The sequence below is a fragment of the Kitasatospora sp. NBC_01539 genome, from assembly GCF_045040525.1.
Lineage (GTDB): Bacteria > Actinomycetota > Actinomycetes > Streptomycetales > Streptomycetaceae > Kitasatospora.
Genome location: NZ_CP109390.1, coordinates 6,785,084 through 6,805,000 on the forward strand (window position 1 = coordinate 6,785,084; position 19,917 = coordinate 6,805,000).

General features: G+C 72.8%; 18 protein-coding genes and 1 riboswitch (1 of these 19 running past the window's edge). Of the genes, 10 read left to right on the top strand and 8 right to left on the bottom strand.

Annotation, left to right across the window (positions count from 1 at the left end; translation table 11 throughout):
- Positions 1-15 precede the first annotated feature (15 nt).
- From OG335_RS29415 to OG335_RS29425, 3 genes are all read left to right on the top strand, one after another.
- Entirely contained in the window at positions 16-924 is a 909-nt protein-coding gene (locus OG335_RS29415; RefSeq protein WP_405015571.1) for a sugar ABC transporter permease, read from the top strand.
- A gap of 80 nt (positions 925-1,004) precedes the next feature.
- Entirely contained in the window at positions 1,005-2,726 is a 1,722-nt protein-coding gene (locus OG335_RS29420) for a glycoside hydrolase family 13 protein (protein ID WP_405014154.1), read from the top strand.
- A gap of 1 nt (position 2,727) precedes the next feature.
- Positions 2,728-3,771 (top strand): LacI family DNA-binding transcriptional regulator, encoded by a 1,044-nt coding sequence (locus tag OG335_RS29425; RefSeq protein WP_405014155.1) that lies wholly within the window; start codon positions 2,728-2,730, stop codon positions 3,769-3,771.
- Positions 3,772-3,938: 167 nt separating this feature from the next.
- Here the strand turns inward: OG335_RS29425 and OG335_RS29430 are convergent, their stop codons facing one another.
- A complete protein-coding gene (locus OG335_RS29430) occupies positions 3,939-4,139 on the bottom strand; it encodes a hypothetical protein (protein WP_405014156.1) in 201 nt (66 codons plus the stop codon).
- Positions 4,140-4,633: 494 nt separating this feature from the next.
- Positions 4,634-5,818, bottom strand: a complete 1,185-nt coding sequence (locus OG335_RS29435; protein WP_405014157.1) for a transglycosylase family protein — start codon at positions 5,816-5,818, stop codon at positions 4,634-4,636.
- Positions 5,803-5,990, bottom strand: a riboswitch (cyclic di-AMP (ydaO/yuaA leader). (Overlaps the previous gene by 16 nt.)
- Positions 5,991-6,260: 270 nt before the next feature.
- On the opposite strand from OG335_RS29435, the gene OG335_RS29440 reads away from it, so the two are divergent.
- Entirely contained in the window at positions 6,261-8,396 is a 2,136-nt protein-coding gene (locus tag OG335_RS29440; RefSeq protein WP_405014158.1) for a hypothetical protein, read from the top strand.
- 308 nt (positions 8,397-8,704) lie between these two features.
- Here OG335_RS29440 and OG335_RS29445 read toward each other — a convergent pair whose 3' ends face one another.
- Positions 8,705-9,583: a hypothetical protein gene (locus tag OG335_RS29445; RefSeq protein ID WP_405014159.1), complete on the bottom strand. Its 879-nt coding sequence runs from the start codon at positions 9,581-9,583 to the stop codon at positions 8,705-8,707.
- Positions 9,584-9,968: 385 nt separating this feature from the next.
- Here OG335_RS29445 and OG335_RS29450 point away from each other — a divergent pair, with 385 nt between their 5' ends.
- The gene (locus OG335_RS29450; protein ID WP_405014160.1) at positions 9,969-10,205 is read left to right on the top strand and encodes a DUF397 domain-containing protein; all 237 of its coding nucleotides are present in this window, start codon (positions 9,969-9,971) and stop codon (positions 10,203-10,205) included.
- A 445-nt stretch (positions 10,206-10,650) separates the two neighbouring features.
- Here OG335_RS29450 and OG335_RS29455 read toward each other — a convergent pair whose 3' ends face one another.
- On the bottom strand, positions 10,651-11,181 hold the full coding sequence (locus OG335_RS29455; RefSeq protein WP_405014161.1) for an ATP-binding protein: 531 nt from the start codon (positions 11,179-11,181) through the stop codon (positions 10,651-10,653).
- Positions 11,182-11,600: 419 nt separating this feature from the next.
- Here OG335_RS29455 and OG335_RS29460 point away from each other — a divergent pair, with 419 nt between their 5' ends.
- Positions 11,601-12,467, top strand: coding sequence for a helix-turn-helix domain-containing protein (locus tag OG335_RS29460; protein WP_405014162.1), 867 nt, complete (start codon positions 11,601-11,603; stop codon positions 12,465-12,467).
- Positions 12,468-12,681: 214 nt separating this feature from the next.
- Here OG335_RS29460 and OG335_RS29465 read toward each other — a convergent pair whose 3' ends face one another.
- Together OG335_RS29465 and OG335_RS29470 are read right to left on the bottom strand one after the other, a co-directional pair.
- Positions 12,682-13,287 carry a TetR/AcrR family transcriptional regulator gene (locus OG335_RS29465; protein WP_405014163.1) on the bottom strand — a complete coding sequence of 202 codons (606 nt, stop codon included), beginning with the start codon at positions 13,285-13,287 and terminating at the stop codon, positions 12,682-12,684.
- Between the two features lie 191 nt (positions 13,288-13,478).
- Entirely contained in the window at positions 13,479-14,966 is a 1,488-nt protein-coding gene (locus OG335_RS29470; protein ID WP_405014164.1) for an MFS transporter, read from the bottom strand.
- Between the two features lie 87 nt (positions 14,967-15,053).
- On the opposite strand from OG335_RS29470, the gene OG335_RS29475 reads away from it, so the two are divergent.
- Positions 15,054-15,452: a MarR family winged helix-turn-helix transcriptional regulator gene (locus OG335_RS29475; protein WP_405014165.1), complete on the top strand. Its 399-nt coding sequence runs from the start codon at positions 15,054-15,056 to the stop codon at positions 15,450-15,452.
- Between the two features lie 152 nt (positions 15,453-15,604).
- On the opposite strand, the gene OG335_RS29480 is transcribed toward OG335_RS29475, so the two are convergent.
- Positions 15,605-16,555, bottom strand: coding sequence for a M56 family metallopeptidase (locus OG335_RS29480; RefSeq protein WP_405014166.1), 951 nt, complete (start codon positions 16,553-16,555; stop codon positions 15,605-15,607).
- 125 nt (positions 16,556-16,680) lie between these two features.
- Positions 16,681-17,220 carry a DUF5134 domain-containing protein gene (locus OG335_RS29485; RefSeq protein ID WP_405014167.1) on the bottom strand — a complete coding sequence of 180 codons (540 nt, stop codon included), beginning with the start codon at positions 17,218-17,220 and terminating at the stop codon, positions 16,681-16,683.
- Between the two features lie 344 nt (positions 17,221-17,564).
- On the opposite strand from OG335_RS29485, the gene OG335_RS29490 reads away from it, so the two are divergent.
- The 3 genes in view from OG335_RS29490 to OG335_RS29500 are tightly spaced (each overlapping or abutting the next) and all read left to right on the top strand, a layout consistent with a single transcriptional unit that may run on beyond the window.
- Complete coding sequence (locus tag OG335_RS29490) at positions 17,565-18,962, top strand: DUF6421 family protein (protein WP_405014168.1); 1,398 nt, start codon at positions 17,565-17,567, stop codon at positions 18,960-18,962.
- The gene (locus OG335_RS29495; RefSeq protein ID WP_405014169.1) at positions 18,959-19,705 is read left to right on the top strand and encodes an SDR family NAD(P)-dependent oxidoreductase; all 747 of its coding nucleotides are present in this window, start codon (positions 18,959-18,961) and stop codon (positions 19,703-19,705) included. Before OG335_RS29490 ends, OG335_RS29495 begins: the two co-directional genes overlap by 4 nt.
- Positions 19,702-19,917, top strand: the 5' end (the start) of a protein-coding gene (locus OG335_RS29500) for a threonine aldolase family protein (RefSeq protein WP_405015572.1). 870 nt of this gene lie beyond the right edge of the window; 216 of the gene's 1,086 nt are visible here — the first part of the coding sequence; its start codon is at positions 19,702-19,704; the stop codon falls past the right edge of the window. The genes OG335_RS29495 and OG335_RS29500 overlap by 4 nt, the downstream gene beginning before the upstream one ends.

Genomic DNA, 19,917 nt, shown 5'->3' on the forward strand with positions numbered 1-19,917 from the left:
GAGGCAGGTACCCCGATGACCGTCACCACCGAACGTCCCACCGCCGAAGCCCCCGCCGCCGCCCGCGCCGCCAGGCCCGCCAAGGTGCGCGGCCGCGAGGAGCGCAGCCCGCTCGCCACCGTGCTCAGCCACGCCGCGCTGATCGGCGCCAGCCTGATCGCGCTGTTCCCCGTCGTCTACATCGCCTACATCTCGCTCGGGCCCGACGACATGGACTACCTGCACCCGGGCGACATCTTCGGCAAGGCGACCCTGGCGAACTACGGCAAGGTCCTCAACAACACCGACTTCTTCACCTGGTTCGGCAACTCGGTCATCATCGCCGCCGGCACCACCGTCTTCGGCGTCATCGTCGCGGCCTCCACCGGGTACGCGGTCTCCCGGATGCGCTTCGCGGGCTACAAGCAGCTGATGTGGGTGCTGCTCGTCACCCAGATGTTCCCGATCGCCGTCCTCATCGTGCCGATGTACTACATCCTCTCCAGCCTCCAGCTGCTGGACAGCTACGTCGGCCTGATCCTGGTCTACTCGGGCACCACCGTGCCGTACTGCGCCTGGCTGCTGAAGGGCTACTTCGACACCATCCCGCAGGAGATCGACGAGGCCGGCCGCGTCGACGGCCTCTCGCCGATCGGCACCTTCTGGCGGCTGATCCTGCCGCTCGCCCGCCCGGGCCTGGCGGTCGCCGCGTTCTACTCCTTCCTCACCGCCTGGGCCGAGGTGGCCTACGCCTCGACGTTCATGCTGAGCTCCGACAAGTACACGCTCGCCGTCGGCCTCCAGTCGTTCATCAGCGAGCACGACCACCAGTGGCAGCTCATGGCCACCACCTCGGTGCTCATCGCGCTGCCCGCCGCACTGGTCTTCTACCTCGTGCAGCGTCACCTGGTCACCGGCCTGACCGCCGGAGCCGCGAAGTCGTGACGCGCTGACGCGCCGCACGCTTCCGACGTACCGTCACATCACGCACTGTTCGCCGCGAATCCCCAAGGGATGACTGTCCAATGACCCAGAACCTGGCCGACGCCTCCCGGCCCGCCCCCGTCCCCGCCGCCGAGCCGATCGCAGCGAGTGCGGGCGCGTCCAGAGGCTGGTGGCGGGACGCGGTCATCTACCAGGTGTACCCGCGGAGTTTCGCCGACGCGAACGGCGACGGCATGGGCGACCTCCCGGGCGTCCGGGCCCGCCTGCCCTACCTGCGCGACCTCGGCGTCGACGCGGTCTGGCTGTCGCCGTTCTACGCCTCCCCGCAGGCCGACGCGGGCTACGACGTCGCCGACTACCGCGCCGTCGACCCGATGTTCGGCACCCTGATGGACGCCGACGGCCTGATCCGCGACGCCCACGCCCTGGGCCTGCGGATCATCGTCGACCTGGTGCCCAACCACTCGTCCGACCAGCACGAGTGGTTCCAGCGGGCGCTGCGCGAGGGCCCCTCCTCGCCGCTGCGCGAGCGGTACCACTTCCGTCCCGGCCAGGGCGAGAACGGCGAACTCCCCCCGAACAACTGGGAGTCCATCTTCGGCGGCCCGGCCTGGACCCGCACCACCGACCCGGACGGCACCCCCGGCGACTGGTACCTGCACCTCTTCGCCCCCGAGCAGCCCGACTTCAACTGGGAGAACCGGGCCGTCGCCGACGAGTTCCGCTCCATCCTGCGGTTCTGGCTCGACATGGGTGTCGACGGCTTCCGCATCGACGTCGCCCACGGCATGGTCAAGGCCCCCGGCCTGCCCGACCTGGTCACCGGCGGCGACCAGCTCAAGCTGCTCGGCAACGACGTCATGCCGTTCTTCGACCAGGACGGCGTGCACGCGATCTACCGCGAGTGGCGCCGGATCCTCGACGAGTACCCGGGCGACCGGATCGGCGTCGCCGAGGCCTGGACGCCCACCGTGCAGCGCACCGCCAACTACGTCCGCCCCGACGAGCTGCACCAGGCGTTCAACTTCCAGTACCTCGGCACCTCCTGGGACTCCGCCGCGCTGCGCGAGGTCATCGACCTCTCGCTCGACTCGATGCGCCCGGTCGGCGCCCCCACCACCTGGGTGCTCTCCAACCACGACGTCACCCGGCACGCCACCCGCTTCGCCAACGAGCCGGGCCTGGGCACCCAGATCCGCACCGCCGGCGACCGGGAGCTCGGCCTGCGCCGCGCCCGGGCCGCCAGCCTGCTGATGCTCGCGCTGCCCGGCTCCGCGTACATCTACCAGGGCGAGGAGCTCGGCCTGCCGGACGTCACCGACCTGCCCGACGAGGTCCGCCAGGACCCGTCGTACTTCCGGGCGGCCGGCCAGGACGGCTTCCGCGACGGCTGCCGCGTGCCGATCCCGTGGTCGGGCACCGAGGCCCCGTACGGCTTCGGTCCCACCCCCGGCGGGCCGTCCTGGCTGCCGCAGCCCGCCGAGTGGGCGCAGCTCAGCGTCGAGGCGCAGACCGGCGACCCCACCTCCACCCTGGAGCTCTACCGCTCCGCGCTGACCGTGCGGCGCGCCCAGCCCGCGCTCGGCGCCGGCACCGAAGTGACCTGGTTGGAGGCCCCGGAGGGCGTCCTCGCCTTCCGTCGCGACAGCGCCGAGGGCTCGTTCGTGTGCACCGCGAACACCACCGGCGAGCCGGTCCGCATCCCGTCCCCGGGCCGTCTGCTGCTGGCCTCCGCCGAGGCCGGCCGCGAGGACGGCGAGATTCTTCTGGCCGCCGACAGCACCGCATGGTGGGCGGTCTGACATGGTTGCAATAGGCTCTGGGATCGTGACTACAGCGCGACTCTCGGACATCGCGGCGCAGGCGGGGGTCAGCGAAGCCACCGTCAGCCGTGTACTCAACGGTAAGGCGGGGGTCTCCGCCTCCACGCGCCAGACCGTTCTGGCCGCCCTCGACGTGCTCGGGTACGAGCGGCCCACCCGCCTGCGGCAGCGCAGCGCCGGGCTGATCGGCCTGATCACCCCGGAGCTCAGCAACCCGATCTTCCCTGCCCTGGCGCAGGTGATCGAGCAGGTGCTCAGCCGGCACGGCTTCACGCCGGTCCTGTGCACCCAGACGCCCGGCGGCTCCACCGAGGACGAACTCGTGGAGATGCTGGTCGAACGCGGCGTGGCCGGCATCGTCTTCGTGTCCGGCCTGCACGCCGACACGACCGCCGACCACGACCGCTACAACAAGCTCATCGGCCGGCAGGTGCCGTTCGTGATGATCAACGGGTACAGCGAACGCATCGCCGCACCCTTCATCTCGCCGGACGACCGGGCCGCCATGTGGATGGCCGTCCAGCACCTGGTGGAGCTCGGCCACACCACCATCGGCCTCGCGGTCGGGCAGAAGCGGTACGTGCCCGTGCTCCGCAAGATCGAGGGCTTCACCGCGGCCGTCCGGGAACTCCTCGGACGCACGCCCGAGGAGGCCGAGAGCTTCGTCCACCACACGCTGTTCAGCGTGGAGGGCGGACACGCCGCGGCCGGCGCGCTCCTCGACAAGGGCTGCACCGCCATCGTCTGCGGAAGCGACATGATGGCGCTCGGTGCGATCCGGGCCGCCCGGCAGCGCGGACTCTCCGTGCCGCAGGACGTCTCGGTCGTCGGGTTCGACGACTCGCCGCTCATAGCGTTCACCGAGCCGCCGCTGACGACGATCCGGCAGCCCGTGGAGGCCATGGCCACCGCCGCGGTCGACGCCCTCCTGGAGGAGGTCGGCGGAAACCCGCCGCAGCGCGCCGAGTTCATGTTCCAGCCGGAGCTCGTCATGCGCGGCTCCACCGCGGCCGGCGGCCGCTGACTCCGTACCGCACACCAGGTACGCCGCACCACGCACGCCGCACCACGCACCGCACACCACGTACGGCAACGCCGACGGCCCCGGAGAGACCGCTCTCCGGGGCCGTCGGCGTTGCCGTACGTGGTGCGGGGGCCCCGCGGGGCCCGTGCGGGCCGCACGGGCCCCGCTCAGCCCTCCTCCGGCCCCCGCTGCGGCCGGGCGGTGCGGTGCGCGTCGGCGGGGTCCCCGGTACGGGCCTCGGTGCGCCGTCCGCGCGCCAGGTAGTCACGGACGATCAGCTCGACGGCGTCCTGCGGGTTGCCGGAGCCGGACAGCAGCATCACCTCGATCGCCAGATCGGCGTCCAGGGTGACGGTGACCTTCGCCATGGCGGTGCTCCTCAACTCCGGGGAGCAGCAGCTTAGACCGACCGGCAGTAGGGCCCGTGGCGTCGCGGCACCGGGGCACGCGCTTCGCCGCGTTGTCGTCGGTCGCCGCAGCTCCGCTGCCGCTCTCTCCTCCGCCGCTCTCTCCTCCGCCTTGCGATGCACGCACCCCAGCACCGCTCCTTGACCCACGTTCCCTATCGCCGGTCGGTCTTGAGGGCTCCGGGGAGCGGAGTCGCGAGTTCTGTCGGAGTCCGGAGGTCGGACGGCGAAGGTCGGACGTCGGAGGTCGGTGCAGCGGGTGCTCGGTGTGCGGCCCGGGCGGGCGGGCCTCCCTGCCCACCCGCCCGGGCCGCACCCGGGCGTGCCGGACGGACCGGGCCCGGCGGATCCGCCGGGCGGTCCGTCGGCACGCCGAGGCCGTCCGCCGGCCCGCCCCCCTGTGCAAGGGGCGGGCCGACCGGACGGCGGTCGGGAACCGACGGTCTGCCGTGAGGTCAGATCCGGCCGGCGAAGTCCGGCGCCCAGTTGGCGACGGTCTGGGTGCGGACGCCCGCGCTCGGGTTGGCCGCCTCGACGTACTTGCCGTCGCCGACGTACATGCCGACGTGGTAGACACCGGAGTTGGCGCCGTTGTTGGACCAGAACAGCAGGTCGCCCGGCTGCAGGTTGTCCAGCGAGACGCGGGTGGAGAAGTCGGCCTGGTCGGCGGCGACGCGCGGGATCGCGATGCCGGCGGCCTTGTACGCGGCCTGGGTCAGGCCGGAGCAGTCCCAGCCGCCGTTGCCGGTGCCGCCGTAGATGTAGGCCTGGCCGACCTTGGAGAGGGCGAAGTCGACCGCGGCGGCCTTGGAGCCGGTGGCGGCCTGGGCCGGGGCGGCCGTGGTCGCGGCGGCGGTGGTGGCCGTGGTGGTGGTCGCGGTCTTCGCGGGGGTCGAGGTCTGCGCGGAGGCGGAGGCGCCCAGCGACAGCTTCTGGCCCGGGTAGATCGAGTGCGGGCCCTGGGTCAGGACCGACTTGTTGATCTCGTAGAGCTTCTGCCAGCCGCCCTGCACGTGGTTGTGGTCGGCGATGGTGGAGAGCCAGTCGCCGGCCTTCACGGTGTAGGTGGCGCCGGTGCGGTGGCCCCAGGACTGCTTGCCCTGCCAGGACGTGCCGCCCTGCGAGGTGCCGGAGGCGGTCGACCCGGTGCCGGTGCTCGGGGTCGTGGCGGCCGGGGTGCTCGGGGTGCTGGGGGTGGCCGCCGGGGTGCTCGGCGCGGTGGTGGCGGAGCCACCGGTGCTGATCTCGGGCGCGGGGCCGCCCTTGGTCAGACCGGCCTGGACGGAGCAGACGGGCCAGGCGCCGGGGCCCTGGACGGCCAGCACCTTCTCGGCCGTGGCGATCTGCTGGTCCTTGGTGGCGAGGTCGGCGCGGGACGCGTACGACGTGCCGCCGAACTCGGCCCAGGTGCTGTTGGTGAACTGCAGGCCGCCGTAGAAGCCGTTGCCGGTGTTGATGTGCCAGTCGCCGGAGGACTCGCACTGGGCGACCTTGTCCCAGGTGGCGACCGAGGCGGCGGAGGCGGTGCCGGCGGTGAGGCACGGGATCGAGAGGCCGATGCCGACGACGCCGGTGGTGGCGAGGATGCGGCGGCTGCGCTTGGAGTTGATGGACAGCATGAAGGAGCGTTCCTCTCCCACGCCTGCGAGGTGAGCTGTCGGATTCGGGCTGGAGTTGCCCGGCCGCACGTGCGGGCACGTCGAATGGACGTTTCTGCGCGTGCGGCTTCACCCCAAGCCGGGGAACGGCGCTGGACCGTTCCCTGGCGACTTACCTGGTTCCCCCGCCCCTGCCGAAGTGCGTTTCGCTTTGCCAGTCGGACCGCCGGCAGGACTCGGCGTTCGGGCCAACTGGGTCCGTGTGACCACGAACGTGGGAGGACATTAGGCAGAGATAAGTTCAAACTGCAAACATGTGTGATGCCGATCACAGTTGATCTTGTATGAATTCATGATCGATTATCCGGCGCCATTCCGGTCGCCTTCGGCCGCTTTCGCGCAAACCCCTTGGGTCGAAACGGGCTTGTTTATGCTTCAGGCGTCGGGGCCCCGGGCGGCGGCCCGGGGAGGGGTTTCACCGATCATGGAACACGACGAGCGCATGCCGGCGGCACCGGGACGGCCCGCCTCCCACCGCCGGGCCGGCCCCCGGGTCGGCCGCCGGCGGATGCTCGGCTGGACGGCGGTCTCCGTCGTCGCGGCGGCCGTCGGCGGCGGCGCGCTGCTGCGCCGCCCGGCGGCCGGCGGGGCCGGGCCGGTGGCCCGCGCGGTGACCCCCTCCGGTGCCACCCAGGCGGCCGTGGCCGGGCATTCGCACAGTGCGCCGCCCCCGGAGAGCCCGACGCCCTCCCCGCTCGACCTGACGGGCCGCCGGTGGTCCGACGCGGGCGGCTGGGGCGGTGCCGTGCCGGGCCCGCGGACGGCGGTGCGCATCGCCGACCGCGTGCTGCTCGACACCGACGCCGCCGTGGCCTCGCTGCTCGTCGAGCCGGGCGGCTCGCTGGTCTTCGCGCCCGGCAGCAGCGTGACGCTGGCGTCCGCCGGCAACGTCGAGGTCCGCGGCACCCTCGCCCTGGTGCCGGACGACGGGGCGGTGCACACCCTGCGCTTCCCGTCGGTCGGTGAACGAACCTTCGTCGGGGGCGGGATGGGGGTGGTCGGCGCGGACACCGGCCTCTGGGTCACCGGCGCCGGACGCCTGCGCCTGGACGGTGCCGCCAAGACCGCGTGGGTGCGCGCCGCCCGTCCGCTGAAGGCCGGCGACACCGCCCTGGAGCTCGCGGCCGTGCCCGCCGGATGGCGCGCGGGCGACGAGCTGGCCGTCGCCCCGACGGGCCCCCCGTCCGAGGACGGCTTCTCCACCCGGTACGATCTGTGCACGATCCGACGGGTCGACGGCCGCACCGTCACCCTCGCGGAACCGCTGGCGCACGCCCATCCCCGGGTCGCCGTGGGCGGTGGCGTGACGGCGGGCGCCGAGGTGCTCAACCTGACGCGCAGCGTACGGATCGAGGGCACCGCCAAGGGCCGCGCGCACGTCCACCTCACGAGTTCCCGGCAGGCCGAGATCCGGCACGCCGCACTGCGCTGGCTCGGCCCGCGCCGCGCCGGCAAGGAGCGCTGGAACGGCGCGCCCGTCACCGAGCCCGTGCTCGGGCGCTACGGCCTGCACTTCCACATGCTCGCCGACTCCTCGCGCGGCACCGTCGTCGAGGGCGTCGTCGTCCGCGACACGGGCAGCCACGCCTTCGTGCCGCACGCCAGCCACGGCATCACCTTCCGCAGCTGCATCAGCCACGACACGTGGGAGGACGCCTACTGGTGGGACGGGCCGACGGACACCCGCACCCCGCAGACACCGTCCGACGACATCGTCTACGAGTCCTGCGTGGCCTCGCGCACCGTCTACGAACCCGCCCCGCGCGGCTACCGGCTGACCGGCTTCGCCCTGGGCGCCGGCACGGGCGGCATCGCCCGCGACTGCGTGGCGGTCGGCGTGCAGGGCGCCGAGGGGGCGTCCGGCTTCGAGTGGCCGGAGACCAGCGAAGGCGTGTGGACCTTCGAACGCTGCCTGGCCCACAACAACCTGCAGAACGGCATCTTCGTCTGGCTGAACGCCCGGCACCACCACACCGTCACGCAGTTCGTGGCGTACCACAACGGCGGATCGGGCATCGAGCACGGCGCCTACCTCAACGACTTCGACTACACGTCCGGCGTGCTGTACGGCAACGCCGCCGCGGGCGTCACCGTGCACGCACTCGGACGCGACGCCGGCACCGTTTTCGACGGCCTGCTCGTCGACGCCGCCGGGCAGTCCGACCACGCGATCGTCACCGCCAAGCACCAGCTCGCCGGTACGACGGTGACGATCGGGCGGTGCCGGCTGACGGGCTATCGCAAGGTCGGCATCGCCTTCCGCGCCACCGCGGACGGACAGCCGGACGACATCGCGGTGCTCGACTGCAGCTTCGACGGCAAGCCCGGCGGGACCGAGGTCTGGCTCGACCCGGACTCGCCGCCGCCCACCAGGATCGTGCTGCGCAGGGCGGGGGAGCGGCAGGCGGTCCGGCTGACCAAGCCGGCCGCGGGCGCCGCCGCAGGGCCGTGGAACGCCGCGACGGCACCGGTCGACGTCGACGGTCAGCCACGGGCCGTCGCGGTGCCTGCGATCCGGCTCAAGGACGTCGCGGCGCCGACCTCCCGGCTGCCGGCCTGACCCCGGCCCGGCTGCGGCCGGGGATGGCCTGGCAGGGGCCTGACAAGGGCCTGGCGTCGACTGCCGCGGTGTCCGGCGTGTCCGGGCGGGTGTCCGGCGGGGGAGCCCGGCCGGCGGCCGTTGTGGGGCGTTCGTGCGGGGCGCGGTGCCGTGGGTGCGGTGGCGGGGTCTTCGTGGGGTGTTCATGCGGGGCGTTCACGCGGGGGCGGTCGGGGAACGCCCGAGGGGCCCCGGCATCGGCCGGGGCCCCTCGTCGTTCGTCGAATGCCGGCCCGGGGGTCGGCGTCGCCGGTCGCCCGGCGGCTCTCTCAGTGCTCGGCGGCGGGCTCCTCGGCCTCGTCCTGCTCCTCGGCGTACACCGGGGCGGGCAGCACGGCGAGGTAGGTGGAGGCGATCAGCTGACCGACGGTCGGGTAGGCGCCCAGCGGCGCGGCGCTCGGGCAGCCGGTCTCCTCGGCCGCGGTGGCGAGCAGCTCGGCGTCGGCCTCCGGGCCGATCACGAGCGGGGCCAGCGCCGGTCGCTCGGAACCGGTCGCCCGGAGGTGCTCGACCGCGGCGGCCACCGAGCCCGGCACGTCGAGGGCGGCGGCCACCACGGGCACGGCGAGCCGTGCCGCGAGGAGCACGCCGGTGATCCCGGCGGCGGCAGCGGCGTCCTCGCCGCCGGTGACGGTCAGCACGACGCCGTCCGCGGCCGTGGCGATGGCGAAGAGCCGGGCGCGGTCGGCGCGGGCCAGGTTGGCCTCGGAGAGGCGTACGTGGACGGCCTCGGCCAGCAGCGGGTGCGGGCCGAGCGGATCGGTCACGGAGGCGCCCGTGGCGGCGGCCAGCTCGTGCAGCTCCGTCAGGAAGCCGTGCGGTCCGGGGACCAGCGGCACGATGACCGGCGGCGGCGCGTTGTTGCCGGCCGCGATGGCGAGGAGGCCGGCCACGGTCGGGGCGTCGTCGGCCTCGGTGGCGACGTATCCGGCGGCGATCTCGATGCCGGGCTGCTCGCTGCGCACGATGGACAGCAGCTCGTCGACGATCGGGCGGGCCTCGGGGCCGGCCACGGCCGGCACGGCCAGCAGGAGGGCCGGCGAACCGGTCGGGATCTCGGGGCGCTCGGGACGACGGTGGCGCCCCCGCGCACGGGAGCCTGGGGTACGGACGGGCAGTGGCGCGCCCGGGATGGCTGCGGTGCTCATGGCGGAGATCGTAGGACATGCCGACGCTCCGGCTGCAGTCGACTCCCGTGAGGGCTTGGTGGTGATTGCACAAGGTGGACAAAAACGGTCAAACCTCGTCAGGAGCCGCCAGGCGGCGGCGTGATGCGGCTCACACGGCCCGATGTGACTGCGCGTGAGTCCGGGAGGCCGGCCGGAAGATCAACAGGCCGCTGGCCCCTCCGTACCCAGGGTGATCGTTTACCGGGTGATTCGTGCACCGTCGTCCGGTTTTGCCTGGTGGGCCCGTTGGGCGTTCGGTGCTACTGATGAGTCAGATGCACGCGCAATGTCCCGTGCTGATGCACGTGCAGCCGGGCTATCATCACGTCAAGTGAGGCGAACGCCAGGCTCTGGGGAGAAGACGATGAGTGACACGTACAACGGCATGGCGGCTGCGGACCTCGACGGTGTGGTCTGGCAGAAGAGCCTGCACAGCAACTCGCAGGGCAACTGTGTCGAGTTCGCCGCCCTCCCGGGTGGTGATGTCGCCATGCGGAACTCGCGCTACCCCGACGGGCCCGCCCTCATCTACACCCGTGCGGAGATAGCCGCCCTGCTCCTCGGGGCGAAGGACGGGGAGTTCGACCACCTGGCGGTCTGACCGGCCGTCGATCCACCGCTCCGCCGGGACCGTCGTGGCCGCCGCCGCGACGGCCCTGCCATTGGCCGGGTCCTCCCGGTGGGGCGCCCGGGCGGCTGTTCCGCCTTCGACCTCACCCCCGCGCGGTGGGGCGGCCGCCCGGAGGCCGGGCCGCGCCCCGCCTCCCATGCCCCGACCCCGGCCTCGGCCGTGTTCCGCGCTCCGTGCGGAGTCCGGCCGGGTGTGCCCGGAGCCCGTCGTCCTCTGTTCCGCTGTCCTTTGTACGGTGCGCGGTGCTGCGCGCCGGTCGACCGGCGTCCGGGTGCAGGTGCTCCGCGCGGGCCGACGGCCCTGTTGCTGTGCTGCTGTGCCGCTCTGCCGTTCCGCCGTCCAGTGCCTGGCTGTCCTGTGCCTGGCTGTCCTGCGCTCGGCTGTTCCGCGCTCCGGGGTTCCGCGCTCGGGCGGGTCAGAGCGAGCGGCGGTGCCGGCCCGCGGCCGACTCCGGCGGCGCGTCGAACAGCGCCCACACGACCTTCCCCGCTCCTGCCAGCGGGTGCCAGCCCCAGGAGCTCGTGAAGGAGTCGACCAGGTGCAGCCCGCGGCCGGACTCCGCCACGAAGTCGGCCTCCCGGGCGACCGGGCCCTGTGCGCTGGGATCGCTCACCGCGCACACCACCTGCGGTGACCGGTGCACCAGGCTGATCCTGATCGGGACTCTCGCGTCGGCGGCCTGCAGCCGCCCCGGCTGGGTGGGCACCTGGCTCGGTGCGCCGCGCTCGGCCGACCTGCCGTCCGGGGTCGCGCCCATCGCATGGCGCAAGGCGTTCGTCACCAACTCCGATGCGACCAGTGCGACATCGTCGAAGAGCGAGTCGAGTCCCCAGCCGCGGAGCGTGGTCCGGGCGAACTCCCGGGCCGATCTCACGGCCTCGAACCGGGGGGCGAGGGTACAGCTGACCACGTACGGGTCGGCGGCTATGGCCGTACCGGTGCTCATGAAGAGCTCCTCCCATAAGGGGGCGGACACGGCTGGACCCACGCGGGTCATGCCGGTCACCTCCGACTCGCTCGGCCGCTCGCCCGCCCGTCCGGAAACCCGGACCCGCACACGAACTCCCGGCCGCACGGGGGTGCGGCCGGGAGGGTGTGCGATGTCGCGCGTTCGGTCGACGCGGAGCCCGCGGAGTTGTCAGGTGCGTGCAGGTGCACGTGCACCATGGTCCTCTGCGCTCACTGCAGATGCAAGAGTCGATTCACGTGCACTCGCATGTTTGGCATATGCAAGCGCCGGATGCACGTGCAAGATGAAGGATGTGATGCAGAAGTAGGAGATCGTCGTGTCACTACGGGCACCGAGCGCTCCCAACTGATGGCAGACTGTGCGCTGTTTGACCCAAGGTGGAGGTTTCCGACCGCATGACCACAGTTCAGCCCGGCGGGGGCTCGATGGTGCGCCGTATCCTCCTCGGCTCACAGCTGCGCCGCCTGCGCGAGGGGCGCGGCATCACGCGCGAGGACGCGGGCTACACGATCCGCGCCTCGGAGTCGAAGATCAGCCGCATGGAGCTCGGCCGCGTCTCCTTCAAGGAGCGTGACGTCGCGGACCTCCTCAGTCTCTACGGCGTCGACGACGCGGTGGAGCGCGAGGCACTGCTCGGCCTCGTCCGCGAGGCCAACAAGTCCGGCTGGTGGCACAGCTTCAACGACGTCCTGCCGAACTGGTTCCAGACGTACGTCGGACTGGAGGAGGCCGCCGCGCTGATCCGCACCTACGAGGTGCAGTTCATCCCGGGCCTGCTGCAGGCGGAGGACTACGCGCGCGCCGTCTTCGCCCAGAGCCGGCCCGCCGTGAGCCCCGAGGAGCTGGAGCGCCGGGTCAGCCTGCGGATGCGCCGCCAGACGCTGCTGACGGAAGGTCAGAGCCCGCGGCTCTGGGCCGTCATCGACGAGGCTGCGCTGCGCCGGCCCGTCGGCGGACCCGCCGTGATGCGCTCCCAGGTGCAGCACCTCATCGACATGGCGCAGCGTCCGAACGTCGTCGTCCAGGTCATGCCGTTCCGCTTCGGCGCCCACGCGGGCGAGAGCGGAGCCTTCTCCATCCTGCGCTTCCCCGAGCAGGACCTCGCCGACGTCGTCTACCTGGAGCAGCTCACCAGCGCGCTCTACCTCGACAAGCGCGACGACGTCGACGCCTACATCCAGGTCATGGAGCGTCTCTGCGTCGACAGCCTGACGCCCGATCAGACCGTGGACCTGCTCGCCGGTCTCCTCAAGGAGCGCTGAGCCCGCTCGGGCCCACGGTAGGAGGCCGGCGGTCCCGCGCGGGACCGCCGCCGGTGCATCCTGCTCCGACGCCCCGCGCGCCTGGATGTCGTGTGCTTCGGTGCCGTGTGCTTCGACGCCGCACGCCCGCACGCCCTTCCGGGGTGCGGTCGGCCCGGGTGCGCCCGGCCGGGGGTGGGCGGTGGTGGGCGGTGGTGGGCGGTGGTGGTCTTCGTCAGGTGCGGGCGGAGGGCTGTGCCCTCGACGGGGCCTCCGGCTGGGGTGGCACCCCGAGCTCCCACGCCAGGTCGTACCGGGAGAACAGGTCGGCCCGGATCGGCGCGAGCGGTGTCGTCGCGCCCGGCAGCAGGACACCGATGCAGCCGCCCATCAGTGCGCTCCGCAGGAGCGCGTGCTCGGCGACCGGATCCCGGGCGCCCCAGTCCTCCAGCAGCCCGCGCAGGATCGCGCCGAGCTGCTGCTGCTCCGGGTCCTGCACGAAGGCGCCGACGTCCGGGTCGAGGATGAGCGCGAGGTGCGAGCGCATCACCCGGGGGTGGCCGAGGGCCACACCGAGCACGGCGTCGATCGCGCGGGCGAGCCGGGCCTCGGCCGAGGAATCCGCGGGCAGTGAATCCAGGGCCGCGGCGAGTTCCAGGTGCATGAGCCGGTGTGTCGCCGACTGCATGAGGAGCCGTTTGCCGTCGAAGTAGTACGACACCAGACCGCGTGCCAACCCTGCCCTTTCGGCGATGTCGCCCAGTGTCGTGCGGGCGTATCCGTGCTGGTCGACCAGTTCGACGGTGGCGCGCATGATGCGGCGGCGGGATCGCCTGCGCAACTCCTCATTGACCGATTCCCCGCGAGGTGCCATCGTGTCTGCTCCGTACGTTGACTGGCTCATGGCCAATATACTGGCCGGGCCGTCCGTGACGAGGCCGTCCCGCCAGGTTCGGTCCCGCCCGCAGCGTGCGGAGAACGCCGGCTCCACCAACACGGGGGTTTGGTGGAGCCGGCCTTCCGTGCCGTGGCTCAGCTGTCCACGAGCACCTTGTCCGGCCGGTTCGTCCCGGCGGCCTCCTCCGCGGGTTCGGCGGAGCGGTCGCGGCGGGTCTCCAGGACCCAGCCCACTGCCGTGACCACCAGCCCCACCAGTGCGACCCCGGTCACCAGCAGCAGGGCCGGCCGGTAGCCGTCCAGCTGCGCCTGGGGACTCTGGCCTCCGCCGCTCCCCGCGGTGATCACCGCGGTCGCGGCGGCGAGGACGAGGGCGCTGCCGACCTGGAACGCGGTGTTCACGAGGCCCGAGGCCAGGCCCTGTTCGTCGTCGGAGACGCCGTTGGTGGCGGCGATGTTGACGGACGGGAAGGCCAGGGCGAAGCCGATGCCGAGCAGCACCATGCTGGGCAGGACCAGGCCGACCAGTCCGGAGTGCTCGTCGAGCCGGAGGAAGAGCGCGTAGCCACCGGTCAGCGCCAGGACGCCGAGCGGCATCAGCCGGGCGGTGCCGAAGCGGTCGACGACCGCACCCATCTTCGTGGCGGACAGGGCCACCAGGGCGCCGGCCGGCAGGAACGCGAGCGCCATCTCCAGTGCGGACCAGCCGAGCAGGCGCTGCAGGTAGAGGGTGGCGATGAACTGGAAGCCCGCGTAGGAGCCGAAGACGGCGACCGCGGCGATGTTGGCCCGTGCGACCCCTCCGTTGCGGAAGATGCCGAGCCGGACCAGCGGGTGGGCCGTGCGGGACTCGACGACCAGGAAGAGCGTCATGAGGACGGCGACGGCCGCGAGCGACCCGAGGGTGCGGGCGCTCGCCCAGCCGGCGCTCTGGGCCTCCGTCACGGTGAAGACGAGCAGGAGCAGGGAACCGGTGCCGGTGATCGCGCCGGCCACGTCGTACCCCGCGCCGTCGCGGGCCGCCACGGGCTGGCGGGGCAGCAGGCGGAACGCCGCGACCAGGGCGAGCAGTGCGACCGGGACGGGCATGAGGAAGGTCCAGCGCCAACCCGCCGAGGTGAGCAGGCCGCTCAGCACCAGGCCCAGGGAGAAGCCGCTGGCACCGCAGGTGGTGTAGATGGACAGGGCCCGGTTGCGGGCGGGGCCCTCGGCGAAGGTGGTCGTGATGATCGACAGGCCGGCCGGTGCCGTGAAGGCCGCGCTGATCCCCTTCAGGAACCGGGCGGCGATCAGCAGGCCGCCGTCGTCGACGAGCCCGCCGAGGAGGGAGGCGGCGGCGAAGACGCCGAGCGCTATGAGGAAGACCCGGCGCCGGCCGAGCAGGTCCGCGGCCCGGCCGCCGAGGAGCAGGAGACCGCCGTACCCGAGGACGTAGCCGCTGACCACCCATTGCAGGGCGGAGGTGGAGAGGTGGAGGTCGGTGCCGATGGAGGGGAGGGCGACACCGACCATCGAGACGTCGAGGGCGTCGAGGAAGAGGGCGGCGCAGAGGACGACGAGGGTGCCCCACAGGCGGGGGCTCCAGGTCTCGGTCGTCGACGGATCGTCAGATGCGGGCGTCATGGGGAAGAGACTACATGCGCATGCATCCAATGCAAGAGAATTTAATGCCGCCGCATTAAATGTGTCGGCACGTGCTAGCCTGGAGCGGTGGCTGAACCGGACATCGCCCCTGACGCCGAGCTCGTCTTCGAGTGGCGTGACGTGCTCGCACGGCACGCCGCCGTCTCCTGCGCGCTGGACCGCGCTCTCGGAGACCGGTACGGGCTGGGCATGAGCGAGTTCGAGGTGCTGGAGCGTCTCTGGGAGGACGAGAAGGCCGCGGGCCCGGGCAAGCTCCGGGTGCAGGACATCGCCCAGACCGTGCACCTCAGCCAGAGCGCGCTCTCCAGGCTGATCGGCCGACTGGAGAAGGACGGCCTGGTCGCCCGCGCGATGTGCGAGCTCGACCGCCGCGGCATCTTCGTCGCGCTCACCGACGACGGCCGCGCCCGCTACCTGGAGGCGCAGCCGGTGCACCGCGAGGTCCTCGCCCGCACACTCGGCTGACCTGCGCCGGCCCGGCCGCACACGCGGCCGGCCTCACCGCGGACGCGGCCTGTCAGCCGGCCTCACCGCGGCCTGTCAGCCGGTCCGTTCGGCAGTCCGCCCGGCCGTCCCGCCGAGAAACGGCGGACCGCGCGCCGGTCAGGAGCCGGTGCTCACACGAGGGTGCCCAGCCCGGGGGCGAGCAGCAGCAGTACGGCCGCGCCCGGCGCCGCCAGTGCCGCCAGTGTCAGCCGCAACCGGTGGTGCACCGGCAGCCGGGGTTCCCCGAGCAGCAGCCGGTCTACCCGGCGCGGCGCCTGCGCCGCGTGCTGCGGCAGGCAGGCGCCGAAGACCCCGCGCCCGGTGTTGATCTCGACGAGGGCGAGCGCCGTGGTGACCCGCCCGTGGCGCCGGGCCGCGCGGTCGTCCGCCGCCAGCTCGACGAGTTCCCCGACCTGGTCCCGGAACGCGCTGAACACCCCGACGCCGGGAAACCCGGTCGCCAGCGCCTCGGCGCACTGGGCCAGCCAGTGGTGCCGGGCCCGTACGTGGCTGCGCTCGTGGCTCAGGACGGCGGCCAGTCCACGGTCGCCCAACTGCTGGATCGCGCCGGTGGTGACCACGAGCCGGGCCTCCGGTCCGGGCAGCGACCAGGCTTCGGCGCGGATGCTCTCCAGGACGACCAGCCGCTCGCCCGAGTGCTTGTCCGGAGTCAGCTCGGACGGCAACCGGGGTGCACGGTCGTCGAGTTGGGCGTGCCGTGCGCCACGCAGAGCACGGGCGGCCCGTATCTCGCGGGCCAGCGCGACCGCGGTCTGCACCCCGCCCAGTGCCAGGAGGGTCGCCACGAGGCGGCCCCAGCCCTCGGATCCGGCCAGTCCGTACGCCTCCTCGACGCCGGTCGGGGCGCCGTCGAACACCAGGTTCCGCAGGGCCGGCAGCGCCGCCGCGCAGGCCAGGAGAAGGCCGAACACGCAACAGAGCAGCACCGCGATCACCAGGGACTGCCACGCGAGCAGCGCCAGCACGGGTTCACGCTCGGGCCAGCGGGCCCTGGCCAGCCGGCCGGGAGCGAGGGTGGCGAGCAGGAGTCCGAGCAGCAGCAGGCTCAGCAGGGCCGTCATAGCAGTGCTCCCCCGAGGAGGGATCGGTGCGCGACAGTGCGCGGCACCAACCTATGTGCCCGGGGGCCGGGGTGGAACGCCTCGCCGGTGCCAGTGACCAACGACACCCCGCCGAAGCGCGGGTGTCAGAGAGTCAGCAGCATGGCGAACATCGCGATGCCCATCGCCGCCCGGCACGCCTGGAGCGTCCCGCCTCCTGCACGCCCCCACATCGCGGCGTGCGCCGTCGCGGTGGTGTGCGCGGCGGTGCCCGGCTCGGCCAGCAGGCGGCTGCCGGCCCACAGCGTGTACCCGCCGAAGTAGAGGAGGAGCCCGCCCGTCACCGCCGGCAGGCCCATCGGGGCACCCGCGTGCAGATGCCCGTGGCCCGGCGCCATCGCCAGGGCCATGTACGCCATCGCGAGCGACCCGACCCCGTGGTGCAGGCGGTGCGCGAGACCGGACCGTTCGCCGACCGCGCCCAGCAGGAGCCAGCCCGCCAGCATCGTGAAGACCCACCCCCAGACCACCCCGGGCAGCACGGCCATGCCGGCTGTCCCCGCGGCCATCGCGGCCTCGGCGGCCTCGCCGCGCCGGTGGGCGCCGCGGCAGTCCGGGCTGCGCAGCCGCAGGAGGCACAGCCCCGCTGCGCCGGCGGCCAGCCCTGCCAGCAACCAGGTGACCACGGCCGGACCGTGCACGGCACCCCTCCCGGCGATGGGAACGGACAGTACGTCCACGGTCACCGATCGCCGCCTGGGGCAGCAGGGCGCGCAGGGGGGCGTACGGGAGTGGACGCCGGTCGGCGGTCCGGGTCGGGCGCCCCGGGCGCGGGGCGGGGCTCCCCGGTGGCGGGTCCGCCGGGAGCGCCGGATGCTGGCCGCAGTGCCCGACCGGCCGCCACCGCACCGGATTTCGCGCCGGAGGCCCGGTCGGCCGCAGGATTGTCCGGAAGACCCCCCTTGAACAGAAGAACCTTTCGTATCTATGGTGTATCTGTCGTAATACCTCCTGTCGAAGTGAGTCTCAGATGCAGAATCTTTCGCCGACGCTCGCCGTGGCTGGCGATGCTTCCGCCTCTCCGGTCGGGCACCCCGCCTGGCTGCGCCTCAAGGACGCCGTGGAGGCCCTGCGCCCCCTGCAGTCCAAGGACGGCTCGATCGACCTCGCCGCCGTGCAGCGCCACACCGTCGACCCGCTGCTGACCACCGTGCTCACCGCCGTCGAGGAACTCGCCCCGCTCTTCCCGCACGACGAGCCCTACCTCGCCGCCGTCCGCGAAGACCTGCGCAAGTGGGCCGACACCGGCTACCGCGCACCCGACTTCCTCGACTCGCTGCTCGCCTTCCAGCCCGCCGGGCAGCGCGAGGACGGCCTCGACCACCTCGTCGTCTTCCCGATGTACACCCAGAACGGCAACCCGAACCGCAACCTCGAAGCGGTGCTGCTGAAGGTCGTCTGGCCGGAGTGGCTGGCCGAACTGGAGCGCGAGCGCTTCGACAACCCCATGTTCGTGCCGATCACCTTCACCGACTTCACCGCCGGCTACGACACCAACTCCGCGGTGCTGTTCCCCGAGACCGTGGCCGTGCGCGAGGCGCCGGAACGTTTCACCTGGGGCGGCATCTTCTGCGACCGCGAGGCCGCCCGCTTCCGCGCCGTCACCACCACCGCCGTCGACCTCCTGGGCCTGGAGATCCCCGCGGACGCCACCGGCCTCCTGGAGGACCAGGAGCGCGCCCAGCAGACGTTCGTCCTCTGGGACCTCGTCCACGACCGCACCCACAGCCACGGGGACCTGCCGTTCGACCCCTTCATGATCAAGCAGCGCAGCCCGTTCTGGATGTACGGCCTGGAGGAGCTGCGCTGCGACCTCACCGCCTTCAAGGAGGCCGTGAAACTGGAGGCCGAGGGCTACGCCCAGGGCCGCGACGTCCAGTACGCGATCCTCTTCGACCGGCTGTTCCGCTTCCCGGTCAGCGGCGACCGCGTCCGCAACTACGACGGCATGGGCGGCCAGCTCCTCTTCGCCTACCTCCACAAGCACGACGCCCTGCGCTGGCGCGACAACCGGCTCTCCATCGACTGGGCCCGCGTCGCCGACGTCACCAACGCGCTCTGCGCCGAGATCGAGACCCTCTACCGCGACGGCATCGACCGGCCCAAGACCGCCCACTGGATCGCCGCGTACGAGCTGGTCTCCCGCTACCTGACCCCGCACCCGGCCTCCACCTGGGCCAAGGGCCCCGACGCGCTGCCGCTCGGCATCACCGACGGCAAGGCCCTCAACAAGGCGCTGTGCGACGCCGTCATGGCGGACGAGTTCCCGCTCAGCATGTTCTACGAAGCCCTCGCCAAGAAGCTGCGCGGCGTCATCGCCGCCACCACCGGCATCACCGGCGCCGGCCTCCGGGGAGCCGCCGCATGACCGCCTCCCTGCAGGGCAAGGTCGTCGCCGTGGCCGGCGCCACCGGCGCCGCCGGCCGGGCCACCCTCCGCCGCCTCGCCGCCGACGGCGCCACCGTGATCGCCGCCGGCAGTGACGCCCGGCGCCTCGACGCGGCCCTCGACGCCGTCCGCGCCTCCGTACCCGGCGCCACGGTCTCCGGCCAGGTCATCGACCTCCTCGACCCGCAGGAGGTGCACGACTGGGCCGACCACCTGGAGGCCGAACACGGCCAGGTCGACGGCCTCTTCCACCTCGTCGGCGGATGGCGCGGCAGCAAGACCTTCTTCGAGACCCGCATCGACGACTGGGACTGGCTGCACGACCGCGTCGTCCGCACCCTCCAGCACACCTCGCTGGCCTTCCAGCCCGCCCTGCTGCGCTCGACCTCCGGCCGCTACGCCATCGTCTCGGCCACCGCGGCGCACCGGCCCACCGCCGGCGGCGCCGCGTACGCCGCCGCCAAGGCCGCGAGCGAGGCCTGGACGCTCTCCCTCGCCGACTCCTTCCGCAAGGAGACCACCGCCGGGGACGGAACCCCGACCGCGGCTGCCGCCATCCTGGTGATCAAGGCCCTGGTCACCCCCGAGATGCGGGCGAACAAGCCGGACGCCGCGTTCGACGGCTTCACCGACACCTCCGACCTCGCCGACACCCTGGCGGGCCTCTGGACCCGCCCCGCAGCAGAACTGAACGGACAGCACCTGTGGCTGACAGCCCGATGACCGACGGCACCACCGACCTCCGCACCGACGCGCAGCGGCACCACGACCCCGCCGTGCGCGGCTTCGCGAGCGACAACTACGCCGGCGTGCACCCCGAGGTCCTCGCCGCCATCGCCCTCGCCAACGGAGGCCACCAGGTCGCCTACGGCGAGGACGACTACACCGCCCACCTGCAGCAGGTCTTCCGCCGCCACTTCGGCGAGCGCGCCGAG